Annotated in this window: 17 protein-coding genes; 7 read left to right on the top strand and 10 right to left on the bottom strand. The window is 56.0% G+C overall.

Features of this window, described 5'->3' with window-relative positions; genetic code table 11:
- Positions 1 to 169 precede the first annotated feature (169 nt).
- The 3 genes from NR114_RS20040 to NR114_RS20030 all read right to left on the bottom strand — a co-directional run bounded on the left by NR114_RS20040 (position 170) and on the right by NR114_RS20030 (position 2,886).
- On the bottom strand, positions 170 to 1,147 hold the full coding sequence (locus NR114_RS20040) for a LacI family DNA-binding transcriptional regulator (protein ID WP_041415734.1): 978 nt from the start codon (positions 1,145 to 1,147) through the stop codon (positions 170 to 172).
- A gap of 96 nt (positions 1,148 to 1,243) precedes the next feature.
- Complete coding sequence (locus NR114_RS20035; RefSeq protein ID WP_234529235.1) at positions 1,244 to 2,551, bottom strand: 6-phospho-beta-glucosidase; 1,308 nt, start codon at positions 2,549 to 2,551, stop codon at positions 1,244 to 1,246.
- Positions 2,548 to 2,886, bottom strand: a complete 339-nt coding sequence (locus NR114_RS20030) for a PTS lactose/cellobiose transporter subunit IIA (RefSeq protein ID WP_041415733.1) — start codon at positions 2,884 to 2,886, stop codon at positions 2,548 to 2,550. Before NR114_RS20030 ends, NR114_RS20035 begins: the two co-directional genes overlap by 4 nt.
- A 357-nt stretch (positions 2,887 to 3,243) precedes the next feature.
- On the opposite strand from NR114_RS20030, the gene ppiA reads away from it, so the two are divergent.
- The 3 genes from ppiA to btsR all read left to right on the top strand — a co-directional run bounded on the left by ppiA (position 3,244) and on the right by btsR (position 6,384).
- Entirely contained in the window at positions 3,244 to 3,813 is a 570-nt protein-coding gene (gene ppiA, locus NR114_RS20025) for a peptidylprolyl isomerase A (RefSeq protein ID WP_020837308.1), read from the top strand.
- Positions 3,814 to 3,973: 160 nt separating this feature from the next.
- Entirely contained in the window at positions 3,974 to 5,659 is a 1,686-nt protein-coding gene (locus tag NR114_RS20020) for a sensor histidine kinase (protein WP_046372487.1), read from the top strand.
- Entirely contained in the window at positions 5,659 to 6,384 is a 726-nt protein-coding gene (gene btsR, locus NR114_RS20015; protein WP_020837306.1) for a two-component system response regulator BtsR, read from the top strand. The genes NR114_RS20020 and btsR overlap by 1 nt, the downstream gene beginning before the upstream one ends.
- On the opposite strand, the gene NR114_RS20010 is transcribed toward btsR, so the two are convergent.
- Positions 6,385 to 6,663: a type II toxin-antitoxin system RelE/ParE family toxin gene (locus NR114_RS20010; protein WP_234529234.1), complete on the bottom strand. Its 279-nt coding sequence runs from the start codon at positions 6,661 to 6,663 to the stop codon at positions 6,385 to 6,387. It lies immediately after the preceding gene.
- Between the two features lie 17 nt (positions 6,664 to 6,680).
- On the bottom strand, positions 6,681 to 6,950 hold the full coding sequence (locus tag NR114_RS20005) for a hypothetical protein (RefSeq protein ID WP_020837302.1): 270 nt from the start codon (positions 6,948 to 6,950) through the stop codon (positions 6,681 to 6,683).
- A gap of 225 nt (positions 6,951 to 7,175) precedes the next feature.
- Between NR114_RS20005 and NR114_RS20000 the strand changes: the two genes are divergently transcribed.
- From NR114_RS20000 to NR114_RS19990, 3 genes are all read left to right on the top strand, one after another.
- Complete coding sequence (locus NR114_RS20000; RefSeq protein WP_048760525.1) at positions 7,176 to 8,702, top strand: helicase HerA-like domain-containing protein; 1,527 nt, start codon at positions 7,176 to 7,178, stop codon at positions 8,700 to 8,702.
- Positions 8,703 to 8,812: 110 nt separating this feature from the next.
- A complete protein-coding gene (locus tag NR114_RS19995; RefSeq protein ID WP_046372490.1) occupies positions 8,813 to 9,388 on the top strand; it encodes an aminodeoxychorismate synthase component II in 576 nt (191 codons plus the stop codon).
- 131 nt (positions 9,389 to 9,519) lie between these two features.
- The gene (locus tag NR114_RS19990; protein ID WP_046372491.1) at positions 9,520 to 10,737 is read left to right on the top strand and encodes an aspartate aminotransferase family protein; all 1,218 of its coding nucleotides are present in this window, start codon (positions 9,520 to 9,522) and stop codon (positions 10,735 to 10,737) included.
- A gap of 73 nt (positions 10,738 to 10,810) precedes the next feature.
- Here NR114_RS19990 and NR114_RS19985 read toward each other — a convergent pair whose 3' ends face one another.
- A complete protein-coding gene (locus tag NR114_RS19985) occupies positions 10,811 to 12,886 on the bottom strand; it encodes a YccS/YhfK family putative transporter (RefSeq protein ID WP_041415732.1) in 2,076 nt (691 codons plus the stop codon).
- Positions 12,887 to 12,940: 54 nt separating this feature from the next.
- Positions 12,941 to 13,573: a cAMP-activated global transcriptional regulator CRP gene (gene crp / locus NR114_RS19980; protein WP_004718520.1), complete on the bottom strand. Its 633-nt coding sequence runs from the start codon at positions 13,571 to 13,573 to the stop codon at positions 12,941 to 12,943.
- A 379-nt stretch (positions 13,574 to 13,952) separates the two neighbouring features.
- On the opposite strand from crp, the gene NR114_RS19975 reads away from it, so the two are divergent.
- On the top strand, positions 13,953 to 14,360 hold the full coding sequence (locus tag NR114_RS19975) for an OsmC family protein (RefSeq protein ID WP_020837287.1): 408 nt from the start codon (positions 13,953 to 13,955) through the stop codon (positions 14,358 to 14,360).
- 36 nt (positions 14,361 to 14,396) lie between these two features.
- Here NR114_RS19975 and NR114_RS19970 read toward each other — a convergent pair whose 3' ends face one another.
- The 3 genes from NR114_RS19970 to NR114_RS19960 all read right to left on the bottom strand — a co-directional run bounded on the left by NR114_RS19970 (position 14,397) and on the right by NR114_RS19960 (position 16,628).
- Positions 14,397 to 15,266 (bottom strand): phosphoribulokinase, encoded by an 870-nt coding sequence (locus tag NR114_RS19970; RefSeq protein ID WP_020837286.1) that lies wholly within the window; start codon positions 15,264 to 15,266, stop codon positions 14,397 to 14,399.
- A gap of 151 nt (positions 15,267 to 15,417) precedes the next feature.
- On the bottom strand, positions 15,418 to 15,651 hold the full coding sequence (locus tag NR114_RS19965) for a YheU family protein (RefSeq protein WP_020837285.1): 234 nt from the start codon (positions 15,649 to 15,651) through the stop codon (positions 15,418 to 15,420).
- The gene (locus NR114_RS19960) at positions 15,648 to 16,628 is read right to left on the bottom strand and encodes a hydrolase (RefSeq protein WP_129941678.1); all 981 of its coding nucleotides are present in this window, start codon (positions 16,626 to 16,628) and stop codon (positions 15,648 to 15,650) included. The genes NR114_RS19965 and NR114_RS19960 overlap by 4 nt, the downstream gene beginning before the upstream one ends.
- Between the last annotated feature and the right edge of the window lie 5 nt (positions 16,629 to 16,633).

The raw sequence follows: 16,633 nt of genomic DNA, 5'->3' as shown, positions 1-16,633 counted from the left end.
AGGAGTTTAAAACTGGCATAAGGCCGCTGGCTTTTCCTGGCAAAAGCAGAAAAAAGTCCCGATCAGGCCACCAGGGAGCGGATCCTAGCACAGACAACGGGAGTTTTTGTGATGGCTGTCGATTTTTTGATGCAATGAATGAGCGGTGGTGAAATATTTTTGTGATCTGTTAGCTCACCGTCACGATGGAATCTCGACTGATGACGATCGGTGAGAAGCTGACCTCAGGCGTGGTCGGATCAATCAGCCGCCTTGCCGCGTATTGCGCCATTTCGGTAATCGGGAAATGTACGCTGGTCAGCGCCGGTCGAACGAAAGGTGCACGTTCGCCGCTGTCGTAACAGATCAGCGAGATATCTTGCGGAACCCGTAGGCGATGTTCGTTGATTGCCAGCAGCGCGCCGATGGCCATTTCTTCGTTGCAGCAATAGATAGCGGTAGGCGTGGTTTTCATTTGCAACAGCAGATCGGCGCAGCGATAGCCGCTTTCCAAATCGTACAGCCCTTCGACGCAGGCAACCGGTTTGATGTGCGCTGCCTGCATTGCCTGTTCAAATCCCTGCAGGCGCAAGTGGCTGGAGGGGCGGTCGCGGGGGCCGCTGATGCAGGCGATGCGTCGATGGCCGGCATCAATCAACTGTTGGGTCGCCATGCGGCTGGCGCGCGGATGATCGAAAGTGACGCAGCGGTCTTCCAGACCGGGCACCAGACGATCGAGCAGGATAAAAGGGCGTTGCTCTGTTGCCAACTGACGCAGTTGGTCGTCGCTGAGGAAGCGGACATGGAGGATCACACCGTCGCAACGCAGACTGAACAGCCGTTGAATCGCCTGCCATTCGTTTTCGGCGCTGTTGCGGCCCTGGGTCACCAGTAACTGTTTGCCATGGGATTCTGCTTCGGTTTGCACGAAGTCCATCAGCGCGCCGAAGAAGCCGCCACGATATGAGGTCGTGACCAGCCCGAGGGTATTGCTGTGGCTGGAGGCCAGTGCGCGTGCTGCAGGGTTGGGGGTGTAACCTAGCTGGGCCACCGCGCGTTCCACTTTCTCGCGGGTCTGTCCTTTAACGTTGGTGTCGCCATTTACTACGCGGGACACGGTGGCGCGGGACACGCCCGCCAAGGCTGCGACATCTTCCAGTGTCACCATCATCCGACTCCTGATTACGACAAAAATGGGGTCGACGTATCGACCCCCTACAGATTAGTTATAGCAATGTATCAGCAACCGCGGCTGGCCCGGCGGTTATTTAAACTGTGGCAGATAAGGCGCATTCACCGCCAACACGTCATCCAGCAGCGGCTGGGCCACATTGGCATTACCGACCAGCGGATTGGTCACCAACGCCAGCAGACCACTACGGCGATCGCCATGCACTGCGGCTTCGATAGTCAGACGCTCGTAGGCTTTCACCTGTTGAGTCAGCGCATGCATGGAATCCGGCAGCGTGCCGAAGGTCAGCGGGTGGGCGCCCTGAGCATCGACAATACAGTTGGTTTCTATCACAGCATCGTCCGGTAAACCGCGAATGGCACCACGGTTTGCAGTATTGACGACTAATTGCGTGCCGAGATTATTATGGATCGCACGAATTAGCTCCAGCGCGACTTCCGAATAATATGATCCGCCGCGGAAACTTAATTGTTCCGGTTTGCTGTCGAGGTGCGGATCGGCATACAGCTCAAACAGCTCTTTCTCTACTTTCATCACCTGCTCGGCACGGGTGCCGCGCTCGGCCGCCGCGGCAATTTCTTCGGCCAGCATCTCTTTGGTTTGGTAGAAATAGCGGTGGTACGGGCAAGGGATTGCCCCCACGGCGCGCAGGAAGTCCGGCTGCCAAGGCTCTTCCTTGATGTTGTTCATGGTCAACGCGGCACCATCGCACAGCATGTCGATCACCTTACCGGTGACGTCTTGCCCCTTTTGCAGCACCTGATGAACCCAGACCATATGGTTCAGCCCGGCAAATTGCAGCTGTATTTCTTGAGAAGGGCTTTTCAACATGTTGGCTATCATATGGTGCATGCTGATCGGTACGTTACACAGCCCGATGATTTTCGCTTTGGTGTAACGTGAGACCGCTTCGGTAACGATGCCGGCCGGGTTGGTGAAATTGATGATCCAGGCATCCGGCGCCAGTTTTTCCACTCTGTGGGCGATATCCAGCATCACCGGTATGGTGCGCAGCGCCTTGGCAAAGCCGCCGACGCCGGTGGTTTCCTGGCCTATCAGATCGTATTTCAGCCCCAAGCGCTCGTCGGCGGCGCGTGCCGGCAGCTGGCCGACGCGGAACTGGGTCAGGACGAAGTTCGCGTCCCGAATAGCCTCATCCAGTTCGAAATGCACGCTGACTTTGACCTGCTCCAGGCCATGGCGTGCCAGCATGCGTTCGGTCAGCGCAGCAATGATCTCTACCTTTTCGCGGCCGGGTTCAACATCTACCAGCGCCAGTTCGGTCACCGGCAGTTCTTCGATACGTTGGATCAGCCCATCAACCAATTCTGGCGTGTAACTGCTGCCGCCGCCGATCACGGCGATTTTCAAGGCGCTCATGCGCGAACCTCCATCTGGGCCTGGCGGCGGTAGAGTTCAATCATGTCATCCGCCAGATCCTGGATCACCATGGCGTTCATCAGATGATCCTGGGCATGAACGGTAATCAGGTTGATGGCCAGTTTGCCGCAGCCTTCATCCATGCCGATCAGTTGGGTTTGGATAAGATGCGCCTTTTTCACCGACTGTTTGGACTCGGCCATGTGCTTGGCTGAGGCGGTAAAGTCACCGGCACGTGCCTGCTGCAAGGCCATCAACGCACTGCTGCGGGCACCACCGGAGAACACCAGCAGCTCCATGATGGTGCTTTCAAAATCGGGGCTGATTTCAGTCATCAATTCACTCACATTATTTCTCCTGTTATTGCGCGGCGGCAGTGCCGGCGGATATTCGTTACTTTCGCTGTCATTCTTAAAATGAGAGCGCTCTCATTTCTTTAGATTAACCGGAACAGGAAATGAAACCGGGAGTTGTGTCGCAAAAAGCGAGCAAGGCGTAAAAAGGGCAAAAAATGCGTGATGCAGTTGGCAAAAAGGTCTAAGGCGATCATACTTTTGGCAGTAAAATTCGGGGCTGGCTGAGATAAGTCCCACAATTGCGTAAATATAGGTAAATGGCTGGCACTCGCAGGTTCAGCTCTTTAGAATCAAAGCGCTTTTCCGTTGTTTGTCTCTTAGAGAAAGGACCCGTTAATGTTCAAACGTACTTTAGTGACCCTCGTTGCGCTGTGTTCCCTGACAGCAATGGCACCCGCTGCGCTCGCTGCCGGTGAAACTCATGTCATGCTGACCACCTCAGCAGGGAATATCGAATTGGCGCTCGACAGTCAGAAGGCTCCGGTTTCCACCAAGAACTTCATCGACTACGTGAACAGCGGCTACTACAACAACACTATTTTCCACCGCGTGATCCCGGGCTTTATGGTTCAGGGCGGCGGCTTTACTGCCGATATGCAGCAAAAATCCACCCAGGCACCGATCAAGAACGAAGCGGATAATGGCCTGCGTAACCTGCGTGGCACTATTTCGATGGCGCGTACCGCCGATAAAGACAGTGCTACCAGCCAGTTCTTCCTGAACGTGGCGGATAACGCCTTCCTGGATCACGGCCAGCGCGATTTCGGTTACGCGGTATTCGGCAAGGTGGTTAAAGGCATGGACGTGGTAGATAAAATTTCCCAGGCGCCGACCGGCAACGTGGGGCCATACCAAAACGTTCCAAGTAAACCTATCGTCATTCTGTCAGCGAAAGTGCTGCCATAATGATTTTGCGCCGGCCCCGGTGGGCCGGCTGCATTGCTTTCCCCGGAAGCCTTGCCTGCATCACTGTTTTTTTCCCCGTCGCATGCTTTAATCGCCAGCTTATAATCAGACCGGAAACCCGGCGTTCTGCATCTGTTTTGTTAAGGGATGAGCTGCTGCCATGTTTGAATTTAGCCAGGTTCTGCTGCTGTTACAGCAGATGTGCGTCTACCTTGTCATTGCTTATTTACTGAGTAAAACCCCGTTATTCATTCCGCTGACACAGGTGACTATCCGCCTGCCGCACAAGCTATTGTGCTACGTCATTTTCTCGGTGTTTTGCATCATGGGCACCTATTTCGGGCTGCATGTCGAAGGATCGATTGCCAACACTCGCGCGATCGGCGCCGTGCTGGGCGGCCTGTTGGGGGGACCTTCGGTAGGGTTCCTGGTGGGTTTGACCGGGGGCTTGCATCGCTACACGCTGGGCGGTATGACCGACATCGCCTGTGCGGTCTCTACCGTGGCGGAAGGGTTGGTGGGCGGGCTGGTGCACAGCATCGCCATGCGCCGGCGGCGTATCGACCTGCTGTTTAACCCCTTGTTTGTTGCCGGGGTGGCATTGGTGACCGAAGTGCTGCAAATGGCGATTATCCTGGCGATTGCACGGCCGTTTGACGAGGCGCTGCGGCTGGTGGAGCACATTGCTTTGCCAATGCTGATTGCTAACACGCTGGGGGCGGCGATGTTTATGCAGATCCTGTTGGACAGGCGGGCGATGTTCGAGAAATACACCGGCGCGTTCTCCGCCAAGGCACTGAAAATTGCCGAACGTACTGAAGGCATCTTGCGCCAGGGGTTCGATCAGGAAAACAGCATGCGGGTGGCGCGGGTGCTCTATCAGGAGTTGGGGATTGGTGCGGTCGCGATAACCGACCGTGAGAAGCTGTTGGCGTTTATCGGTATCGGCGACGATCACCACCTGCCGGGCACGCCGATCTCATCAAAGCATTCGCACCGCGCGATCGACAACAACGAAGTGGTTTACGCCGACGGCAATGAGCTTTCCTACAGCTGCTCGATCAACGCCAACTGCAAACTGGGTTCGACGCTGGTGATCCCGTTGCGCGGTGAGAACCAGCGGGTGATTGGCACCATCAAACTCTACGAGCCGAAGAGCCGTTTGTTCAGTACCATCAACCGCACGCTGGGTGAAGGTATCGCCAACCTGTTATCCGCACAGATCATGGCCGGCCAGTATGAGCGCCACACGCAGCTGCTGGCGCAGTCGGAAATCAAATTGCTGCATGCGCAGGTCAATCCGCATTTCCTGTTCAACGCCCTGAATACGCTGGTGGCGGTGATCCGTCGTGACGGGGATCGGGCCTGTGAGCTGGTGCAGTACCTTTCGACCTTTTTCCGCAAAAACCTCAAGCGTTCGGACGACGAAGTCAGCCTGGCAGACGAACTTGAGCACGTTAACGCCTACCTGCAGATCGAACAGGCGCGTTTTGCCGATCGGCTGGAGATTGCGGTATCGCTGCCGGAAGAGCTGTTGGCGGTACGTCTGCCGGCCTTTTCACTGCAACCAATCGTTGAGAATGCCATCAAGCACGGCACTTCGCAGTTGCTGGGCATCGGGCGTATAGATATTGGCGCTCGGCTCGAAGACGGCTGTCTGTTATTGCAGGTGACCGACAATGCGGGTCTGTACCAACCTTTGCCGAACAACAGCGGGTTGGGAATGAACCTGGTAGATAAACGTATTCGCGTACGCTACGGCGACGGCTATGGCGTACGGGTGGCCTGTGAGCCACAAACGTTCACCCGCATTACGCTCAATGTACCCTTGGCGAGGGCTGCCTGATGTTAAACGTACTGATTGTCGATGATGAACCGTCTGCACGCGATAACCTGCGACATTTGCTGGAAGCGGAAGAGGGCATCAGCATTGTCGGCGAATGCGCCAATGCGATAGAAGCCATCAGCGGGATCCATCGCCTGCAGCCGGACGTGGTGTTTCTGGATATTCAGATGCCGCGCATTACCGGGTTGGAGATGGTAGGCATGCTCGACCCTAATCGCATGCCGCATATCGTGTTCCTGACCGCCTATGACGAATACGCGGTGCAGGCCTTTGAAGAGCATGCGTTTGATTACCTGTTGAAACCGGCGGAGCCGAAGCGGCTGAGCAAAACGCTGCAGCGCCTGCAGCAACAGCGTGGGCAGCAAAACATCGCCGCGCTGGACGAAAGCGCCGGCTACCTGAAATACATCCCCTGTACCGGCCACAGTCGCATCTATTTGCTGCGCTTTGACGAGGTAGTAGCGATACGTTCGCGACTGAGTGGCGTATTTGTGGTGCGTAATGACGGCATGGAATGTTTTACCGAGCTGACGCTGCGAACGCTGGAGCTGCGGACACCGCTGGTACGCTGCCACCGTCAGTATTTGGTCAATCTGGAGCAGGTGCGTGAAATTCGCTTCGACGAGGGCGGCGCTGCGGAAATGATCATGCCGGTTGGGGAGCCAGTCCCGGTCAGCCGCCGCTATCTGAAAGCCTTGAAAGAGGAGCTGGGGCTGCGGGGGTGATTAATCCTTTGGCCATTGCCGGCGGGAATGTACGACTGCCAAAATAATAAGAAGGTCATTTTTTACTTCATAAATCAGTAGGTAAAAATGATGAATGACCCATTCACGTGTACCTGAAACCCGGTCCACTTTGCCACTTGATGGGTTTCGGGATAGTTGGCTTGCCGCCGCAGAAATCAAAGCATCAATCTCTGCGGCAGCTATCGGGTTCTTTGACGCAAGATAGTCATAAATTGCCATACGGTCAGCAATTGCGGGATCCGTCCACTTTAGCTTCACGATATTTCCTTATCGTTTTACCGCATTGATTTTGCCCTGCGCTCGGCGAAATAAGCCTCAACGTCCTCATTATCAACCACTCTTCCTTCCTGGAGCGCTTTTCGGCTTAAATCGACCTTCTCCTGCAACCACTGTTCATACTCTTTTTGCTGCGATTGTCGACTGACAAAATCTCGCATGAAATCGCGTAAAAGCTGAGATGCCGTTCGATCCGCTGCTTTGGCCGCACTGGCAAAAGCTATTTTTAACTCGTCATCCACGCGGATAACCACGGTAGATTCAGACATGGTAAATACCTCGTATATACAGCGTACTGCTTACTATATCACCGGTGTTTTATTGTTCAAGTGGGTTATGGCATGGCTGCAATGGGCTAAGCGGAATCCTAAATTTACCTGTCCAGTTGGCGGGTTAAGGGGGCGATTTTTGTTTGTCCTTGACGGGGTTAAGTCCCCCTTATAGCTTTATTGACATCAACAGGCGCTTTTTGCGTCGCGTCCAAGGAAAAGAAAATGAGTGAAGCACGGATTATCGCCAAAGCGATGAAAGACGGGAAACCGGTACAGGATCTGGTTATCCTGCCGGCATTGGCGAACCGCCATGGTCTGATCACCGGAGCGACCGGGACAGGTAAAACCGTGACGTTGCAAAAAATGGCCGAGCAGTTTTCGCGCATTGGTGTGCCGGTCTTTTTGTCTGACGTAAAGGGAGACCTGTCGGGTATTGGTACCGAAGCCGTGCCTTCCGAGAAGCTGCAGGCGCGTTTGGCGGCAATTGGCGTCACTGACTGGCAGCCGCAGGCCTGCACGATTATTCCGTGGGACATTTATGGCGAGAAGGGCCACCCGATCCGCGCCACCGTGTCCGATCTGGGGCCGTTGCTGCTGGCCCGCTTGCTGGATTTGAACGAAGTTCAAAGCGGCGTGCTGCAACTGGTGTTCAAAATAGCCGACGACAATGCGCTGCTGCTGTTGGATATGAAAGATCTGCGCGCCATGGTGCAGTACGTTGGGGACAACGCCAAACAGTTCCAAACCCAATATGGCAATATCTCTTCGGCTTCGGTCGGTGCTATCCAGCGCGGATTGCTGACGTTGGAAGAGCAGGGGGCAAACCAGTTCTTCGGCGAGCCGATGCTAGACATCAATGACCTGATGAAAACCGACGCCAACGGCCACGGTATCATCAACCTGCTGGCAGCGGACAAGCTGATTAATCAGCCGAAACTCTATTCGGTGTTCCTGCTGTGGCTGCTGGCCGAGCTGTTCGAACACCTGCCGGAAGTGGGCGATCCGGAACAGCCGAAGCTGGTGTTCTTCTTCGACGAAGCTCACCTGCTGTTCAACGACGCACCGGCGGCACTGCTGACGAAAATCGAACAGGTGGTACGCCTGATCCGTTCCAAAGGTGTTGGCATCTACTTTGTTACCCAAAACCCGCTCGACATTCCGGACAGCGTGCTCGGTCAGTTAGGCAATCGCGTGCAGCACGCGCTGCGCGCCTTTACCCCTCGCGATCAGAAAGCGGTGAAAGCCGCGGCGCAAACCATGCGCGCCAATCCGGCCTTCGATGCGGAAACGGCGATCACCGAGCTGGGCGTCGGCGAGGCGCTGGTTTCTTTCCTCGACGAAAAAGGGCGGCCAAACGTGGTGGAACGGGCGATGGTGATCGCGCCAGAATCCAAGATGGGCATGCTGGGGGCGGAAGGGCTGAACAGTGCGATCAATAAATCGCCGCTGTATGGTCGTTATGAGGATATGGTGGACCGCGAGTCCGCCTACGAGAAGCTGTCTGCGGAAGGTTTCGCCACCGTCGGTGCACCGCAAGCGGGCCAACCGGCGCAGCAACCCCAGGCGCAGCAGCAGGCGGGTGGCGGCCTGATGGGCGGCCTGAACGATATTCTGTTCGGCTCTACCGGCCCACGCGGCGGCAAGCGCGACGGCATAGTTCAAACCGCCGCCAAGAGCATGGCACGCGATCTCGGTCGACAGATCCTGCGCGGCGTGCTGGGCTCGATCATGGGCGGTCGCAAGAAGTAAGCTGAAATTATCGGTAGCGGCAGTATCGTGAGGGCGTTGTATACTGCGCCCGTGTAAATCGGGGCGGCATATTCGCCCCTGCGATTGCGATGATGTCTGTTGGAAACACTATGCTGCTGTTGATCGATAACTACGACTCTTTTACCTATAACCTTTACCAGTACTTTTGCGAATTAGGCGCGGAGGTGCTGGTGAAGCGTAACGACGAGCTGCAACTGGCCGATATCGAAAGGCTGGCGCCGCAGCGTCTGGTGATCTCTCCTGGGCCCTGTACCCCGAATGAAGCCGGCATCTCATTAGCTGCCATCCAACATTTTGCCGGCAAGCTGCCAATCCTCGGCGTTTGTCTGGGGCACCAGGCGCTGGGGCAGGCATTCGGTGCTAAGGTGGTGCGCGCCCGCGAGGTGATGCACGGCAAGACCTCGGCGATCCGCCATCTCGACAGCGGTGTTTTTCGTGGGTTGAACAACCCGCTGACCGTTACCCGTTACCATTCGTTGGTGCTTGAAGCTGCTACTTTGCCGGACTGTTTTGAAGTTACCGCCTGGAGCGAACGCGACGGCGTACGCGATGAGATCATGGGCATCCGCCACCGGCAGTTGGCGCTGGAAGGGGTACAGTTCCACCCAGAAAGCATCCTCAGCGAACAGGGACATCAGCTGTTGGATAATTTCCTTAAAAGTTAATTGTTTAGATTTTTTTTAGTCGCCAAGGTGATTTGCGTTTGCCCTTTAATGGTTTTTTATGCATATTTTGTGATTATATTTTCATTCAATTGCCATTAAAAAACTGAGTTACTTTCAGGGTGGACCCCATAATGACCGAAAAATCTGCAGTAACCCGCAGCACCTTTGATCAGGTTATCCTGCCTGTTTATGCACCTGCTCAGTTTGTCCCGGTCAGGGGCAAAGGCAGCCGCGTGTGGGACCAGCAAGGGAAAGAGTACATCGATTTCTCCGGCGGCATTGCGGTGACGGCGTTGGGGCACTGCCACCCGGCGTTGGTTGAGGCGCTGAAACAGCAGGGCGAAACCCTGTGGCATACCAGCAACGTGTTCACCAACGAACCGGCGCTGCGCCTGGCGACCAAGCTAATTAACGCCACCTTTGCCGATCGGGTGTTTTTCGCCAATTCCGGCGCAGAGGCTAACGAAGCTGCCTTCAAACTGGCGCGTCATTATGCGATTACCCGCCACAGTCCGTACAAAACCAAAATCATCGCGTTCTATAACGCGTTTCACGGCCGCACGCTGTTTACCGTCTCCGTCGGCGGACAGGCCAAATATTCCGACGGCTTTGGGCCCAAACCGGCTGATATCGTACACGTACCGTTCAACGATTTGGCTGCGGTGAAAGCGGTGATGGACGACCATACCTGCGCGGTGGTAATGGAGCCGATCCAGGGTGAGGGGGGGATTACCCCGGTAGACGCCGACTTCCTCAAGGGCGTACGCGAACTGTGCGACCGGCATCAGGCGCTGCTGGTATTCGACGAAGTGCAAAGTGGTATGGGGCGCAGTGGCAAACTGTTCGCCTATATGCACTATGGCGTGACGCCAGACATCCTGACCACCGCCAAGGCGCTTGGTGGTGGCTTCCCGGTTAGCGCGATGCTGACCACCGAAGAGATTGCCTCGGTGATGCAGGTGGGCACCCATGGCACCACCTACGGCGGCAACCCGTTGGCCTGCGCGGTGGCGGAGGCGGCGCTGGACGTGATCAATACGCCGGAAGTGCTCAGTGGCATTGAACTGCGTCATGGACTGTACGTGCAGGCGTTAAAGCAGATTGGCGAGAAATATGGTGTTTTCAGCGATATTCGCGGCATGGGCCTGCTGATTGGTGCCGAATTGACGAAAAATTACCACGGCAAGGCGCGTGATTTCCTGACTGCCGCCGCTGCACGCGGGTTGATGATCCTCAATGCCGGGCCAAATGTGATCCGTTTTGCGCCTTCGCTAGTGGTAGCAACCGAGGATATTGATGAAGGGATGGCGCTGTTTGAGCTGGCCGTGCAGGACGTGATTGGCGCTTAATGCATAAGGGCACCGAGGGGCGGTCTCCCTAATAACAAGCTTTGTCAGTAGTCTGAGGGCGCCGGTGGCGCCCTTATTGATCGCGCAGTTTGCGTTTCAGCCAAATGCCATGGTGCGGACGCTGGCGCCAGGCCAGTGACGAGATGGTGTGCATGACGCTCAGGTGGGACAAAATGCGCCGCAGATGGCGTTCCATTTCAGTCACCGGCATATCCGGCTGCAAATCCGGTGGCTGCATAATGCCGTTGCCACTGCTCGGCCCGTCGTATTCAAGCCGCTGCTGACAGCTTTGCAGCGCGATTTCACAAGACTGCAGATACTCCTCCGCCAGCTTTGGCGTCAGCATATAGTGCTCGCGCGCCAGAATGGTCATCGCATTCAGGTGTTCGACAATAAACTGGCTGTGCGTAACCCACAGGCGCATATCTGCCAGGTAGCTCGATTCAAAACCCGGCTCCTGCATCGCCTGATTGAGTGAGGTGAACAGCGCGTTGTGCGCCTGATTGACCTGCATGCGGGCATAAGCCAGCGCGCTGGGATCGGGTTCTTGCTCTTCCAGCAACAGGCGCAGCGCCTGTTGATCGTTTTCCAACGCCTGATGGGCGTTCTTGCGTAGCAGACCGCTTTGCCACTGTGGCCACAGCCAGATGGTGCTGCCGAACACCAGTACGCAGCCGATCAGCGTGTCGATCAGGCGCGGCACCAGGAAGTGGGTGCCGTTCAGTGCCAACAGTTGCAGGGTGTAAACCGCCGTCACCGTAAAGCCAATTACCGCCAGCCCGTAATTTTTACGTGAAACCAGATAGGCCAGCAGCGTGATCACCAGCATCACGCCCAGCGTCTCAGCCTCGGGCAGTTGCAGTTGCAGTAATCCGGCGGCAATCACTAACCCAACCAAGGTGCCGAGCGCACGGTGCTGGATGCGTACCCGGGTGGCGTTGTAGCCGTTTTGGCTCACCAGCATGATGGTCAGCAAGATCCAGTAAGGTTTTGGCAGATTGAAAATCATGCCCAGGCTGCTGCCCGCCGCCAGGGTGACTCCCAGCCGGGCCGCATTGCGCAGGGCGTTGGATTTGAACGACAGGTAACTGACCAGCGCGGGCCAGAATGGCAGACGGTTTTGATTGGCCATCAGATCGCGTCGGTAGAGTGGGTGCTGGGTGCGCAGCAGGCGGGCGATGCGGCTGAAGTGGTAATAACAGAATTGGCCGACCGGGTTGTCCGGGTGTTGCGCCGCCACTTTTTCCAGGGCTGCCAGCTCATGGTCCATGTTGAAGCGCTGAGAATGCTGATGATAGAGGATATCGTGCGCTACCGTGCGCAGCCGATTGGCAATCACCTGTGCATTGCGGCGGATAATGGCTTCGGCCTGGCTCTGCTCTACCAGTTTTTGGACCTCTTCCGGCAGGTGCAGGCTGACGGTGATGTGTTCCTGCAAATCCAGCGCGACCTGAAAGGTGCGTTGCAGGCGCTTTTGTTCGAGATTGCTGGCATGGGGCAGAAAATTAAGCTGCTGATACAGCAAGGTGATCAGGTCCATGACCTTTTGCTGGCGAACCAGCAGCGGTGGTAAGGCGGTCTGCGGATCGGTGTGCTGGGTCAACAGCGAATATTTGGCTTCGAAGTAGTCCGCCAATTCCAGATAGAGCTGATTGAGCGACTCGCGCATCGGTTGCTCTTTCCACAGCTTGAACCAGAACCAGGTAAACAGGCCGTACCAGGCGGTACCCACGATATATAACACCGGCGCGTGCCAAAGCGGCACCGTACCGGCCATGCTGAGGGAGAAGATGGCGGCAACCAGCGCGGCGGGCAGCAGGCGGGCGTGCAGTGGGCTGATTTCGCCGCTGACGCCAAGCAACAGTGCCAGACCGAGCATCAATGCGGGCAGCGGCACTTGCCACAGCAGTGCCTGTTGCAGCAGCAGGCTGCTAAGCGCAAAGAGCGAACCGCCGACGATCAGGCGTTTAAAGAAGCGTTTGTGGGGCGTGTCCAGCCCGGCGATGTTGCAGCAGGCGGGAACCAGGGAAAATAGCAGGCCGTATTGCAGTTGGCCGATCAGCAGCCCGAGCAGAACCGGCAGGCACAGCACCAGCGTTTGTCGCAGTGCATAGTTGACTTCCGGATGATAAATCAGTCGGCGCCACATGATAAATCGGGGCATAAAAAAACGGCGCGAATTATCGCGCCGTTTTTTCAGTGATTAACGGGTGCCGTAAACGACAATAGTTTTGCCGTGAGCGGAGATCAGGTTTTGATCTTCCAGCATTTTCAGAATACGACCCACGGTTTCACGAGAGCAACCGACGATCTGGCCAATTTCCTGACGGGTGATTTTAATCTGCATGCCATCCGGATGGGTCATGGCATCAGGCTGTTTCGCCAGGTTCAGCAGGGTTTGCGCGATGCGGCCCGTAACGTCCAGGAAGGCGAGGTTACCCACTTTCTCAGAGGTTATCTGCAGGCGGTTTGCCATCTGGGCAGACAGGCGCATCAGGATGTCCGGGTTTACCTGAATCAGCTGGCGGAATTTCTTGTAGGAAATTTCAGCCACTTCACAGGCGGTCTTCGCCCTAACCCAGGCGCTACGCTCCTGACCTTCTTCAAACAATCCAAGCTCGCCGATGAAATCCCCCTGGTTAAGGTAGGACAGGATCATCTCTTTACCTTCTTCATCCTTAATCAGCACCGCGACGGAGCCTTTGACGATGTAGTAAAGCGTTTCGGCTTTTTCACCTTGGTGAATCAGCGTACTTTTGGATGGATATTTGTGGATATGGCAATGAGACAGGAACCATTCGAGAGTAGGGTCTGTTTGCGGTTTGCCGAGAACCATTCGCTGTTATCCTCTGTTGTTATCGCTGCCTTGTGTCACAGGGGTCAGAGTTCCCTGTAAAACGTGCTGTCGCCGTTGTTTTAATGGTGGCTATCAGCAGGTTTTGAGGCGTGTCATAAATATACGCTGTCGCTCTAGCATATTAACTTGCCGGGAGAGCTGCAAGCTACATTCTGTTAACATACCGGTAAAGGAGCCTTTCCCTGGGAGTTTCCCTGAAATCAGTGTCCCGGAAAGATTTATTGCGGCTCTGTTTGTAGCACAGAGTGAGGCGGGTGTCTCGTGTTGTCTCGCTTCAGCATGATTAGCATCAGGTTCCGTTGCCAGTTTCTATGCGAAAGCGTACTCTGATTTTAAGAAATTAACCGGAGTGACCAGCATGCAGGCAAGAGTTAAGTGGGTGGAAGGGCTGACGTTTCTGGGTGAATCCGCGTCTGGCCATCAGGTATTGATGGACGGCAACGCCGGCGATAAAGCACCCAGCCCGATGGAAATGGTGCTGATGTCAGTAGGGGGCTGCAGTGCTATCGACGTGGTGTCGATCCTGCAAAAAGGACGCAACGACGTGCGTGATTGCGAGGTGAAGCTGACCTCTGAACGCCGCGAAGAAGCGCCACGGTTGTTTACCCATATCAACCTGCATTTTATCGTGACCGGCAAAGATTTGAGCGACAAGATCGTGGAACGTGCGGTCAACCTGTCAGCTGAGAAGTACTGTTCGGTTTCACTGATGCTGAGCAAAGCCGCCAGCGTGACCCACAGTTTTGAAATCCGCGACCTGGCGTAACGGATAAAGGGGCGCGGTTGTACCGCGCCCCGTAGATTACTCGATTTTTTTTCCTTCCAGCAGTCGCTGCACCAGCGGCGCCATGATCAGTTCCATCGCCAGCCCCATTTTGCCACCCGGCACCACCAGCGTATTGATATGCGAGATAAAAGATCCCTGCAGCATTGCCAGCAGATAAGGGAAGTCGATCTGGTCCAGCCCGCGGAAGTGGATGACCACAAAGCTCTCGTCCAGCGAAGGGATAGCCTTAGCGGCGAACGGGTTGGAGGTGTCTACCGTCGGCACCCGTTGGAAGTTGATATGGGTACGTGAAAACTGCGGCGTGATGTAGTTGATGTAGTCTTCCATCGAACGAACCACCGAATCCATTACCGCTTCGCGGGAGTGACCGCGTTCACCGGTATCGCGGATCAGCTTCTGGATCCATTCCAGGTTCACGATGGGTACTACGCCGACCAGCAGATCGACGTGTTTGGCCACGTCGATGTGTTCGGTCACGACGCCACCGTGGAGCCCTTCGTAGAACAGCACGTCGGTCGGTGCCGGCAAGGCTTCCCATGGGGTGAAAGTGCCGGGAACCTGATTATAGGGTACCGCTTCATCGTAGGTATGAAGATACTTGCGTGAGCGACCGGTGCCGTTTTTGCCGTAGTCGAGAAAGCTTTGTTGCAGCAGGCCGAAGTCATTGGCTTCGGGGCCGAAATAGCTGATATGGCGGCCGAGATCGCGCGCTTTGCGGATCGCCGCGTCCATTTCCGGCCGGGTGTAGCGGTGGAAACTGTCGCCTTCCAGCTCGGCGGCGCGGATGTTCAACTGCTGAAAGATTTTACGGAACGCCACGCTGGTGGTGGTGGTGCCGGCCCCGCTGGAGCCGGTCACTGCGATAACGGGATGTTTGGCGGACATGGTGGTAGGTCACTCCGTGTTAAATGCGCAGGCGTCAGATATGATTATTGGTCTGTTTGACGCCCTTTCGCCAAGGGCAAAATTCCGCGCGTTGGTTTGCAATAACCCATTGTTACCTGATTTTTTCCGTCAGTCATAGAACCGATCGCCACTAAATTTCTTCCTGCCCGGCGCGGAACTGGCCGCGTGGCATGATGTTGACGGTCTCATGCAGTTCTGACCAAACCAGCAGCACCTCGCCGTTTTTCAACTGGCGGCGCACGTCTTCCACTTTCTGTTCCAGCGAGCGTTCGTGCTCGCCGTAGTCGGTGCCTTCGCGTAACACAAAGGACTCGATCAGGCTGTTTAGGGTCTCAGTTTCCAGTTCTTTCCAGGGGATAATCACGTGGTTGTGTCCAGATAAGGGGAAAGCCAGGATGGAATACGGTATTCCAGCCACATTTGGGGGTGTTTCAAGGTGCCGCCGACAAAACCGACGTGGCCGCCAAACTCGGTCAACTGATACTCAATGTTGTGCGGCAGCGTGGTGACCTCGGGGATCACTTCGTCGGTCATAAAGGGATCGTCTTTGGCATGGATGATCAATAACGGCGTCTGGATCGCCGGCAACAGCGGCAGGGCGCTGCAACGGCGATAATAATCACTGGCGTCGCTGAAGCCGTGAATGCGCGAGGTAATGGCGTCATCAAAGTCGCGGATCCGGCGCAACGCTTTGAGCTGCGGCAGCTTGAGCGGCAACGTGTCAGGGTAGTGCAGCAGCTTGCGGGTGGCATTTTGTTTGAGTTGCCCAAGCAGATAGCGCTGATAAACGCGCGAAAAGCCTTGTTCCATACGCCACGAACAGGGCTCCAGCATCAGCGGTGCTGAAACCACGACAGCCGCCTGCAGCAGACTGTCCGCCCCCTGCTGTGCCAGGTAGCAGGCCAGCATGTTGCCGCCGAGCGAGACCCCGACCGCGGCGGTGGGGGCTTCGCCGTAGGTTGCGCGCAGCCACTGCAGGAAGAAACGCGCATCTTCCGTTTCTCCGGAGTGATAGATGCGCTGCTTGCGGTTCGGCACGCCGCTGCAGCCGCGAAAATGCATCACTACGCCAAGCCAGCCTTTTTCACGCCAGGCGTTGAGTTGACCGTGAGCGTAGGGGCTGTAGAAGTTGCCTTCCAGTCCGTGGAACAGCACCACGCGCGGCTTGCCGGCAGCCTGAGCCGGATCTTCGCTCCAGGCGAGATCGACAAAGTCGCCGTCGGGCAATTCCAGCCGTTGCCAATGTGGTTTTAGCTGCACGCGGCGGCGCACCAGCCTTGGCAGCAGCGTCTGCAGATGCGGATTACTGGCCCCGGTCAAAGGGCGAAAGGATTCATGCATAACCT

Source organism: Serratia sp. Ser99 (assembly GCF_024519545.1).
Classification (GTDB): domain Bacteria; phylum Pseudomonadota; class Gammaproteobacteria; order Enterobacterales; family Enterobacteriaceae; genus Serratia; species Serratia liquefaciens.
The sequence above is the reverse complement of the archived record's forward strand: the minus strand, read 5'-3'. Positions and strand labels throughout refer to the sequence as shown.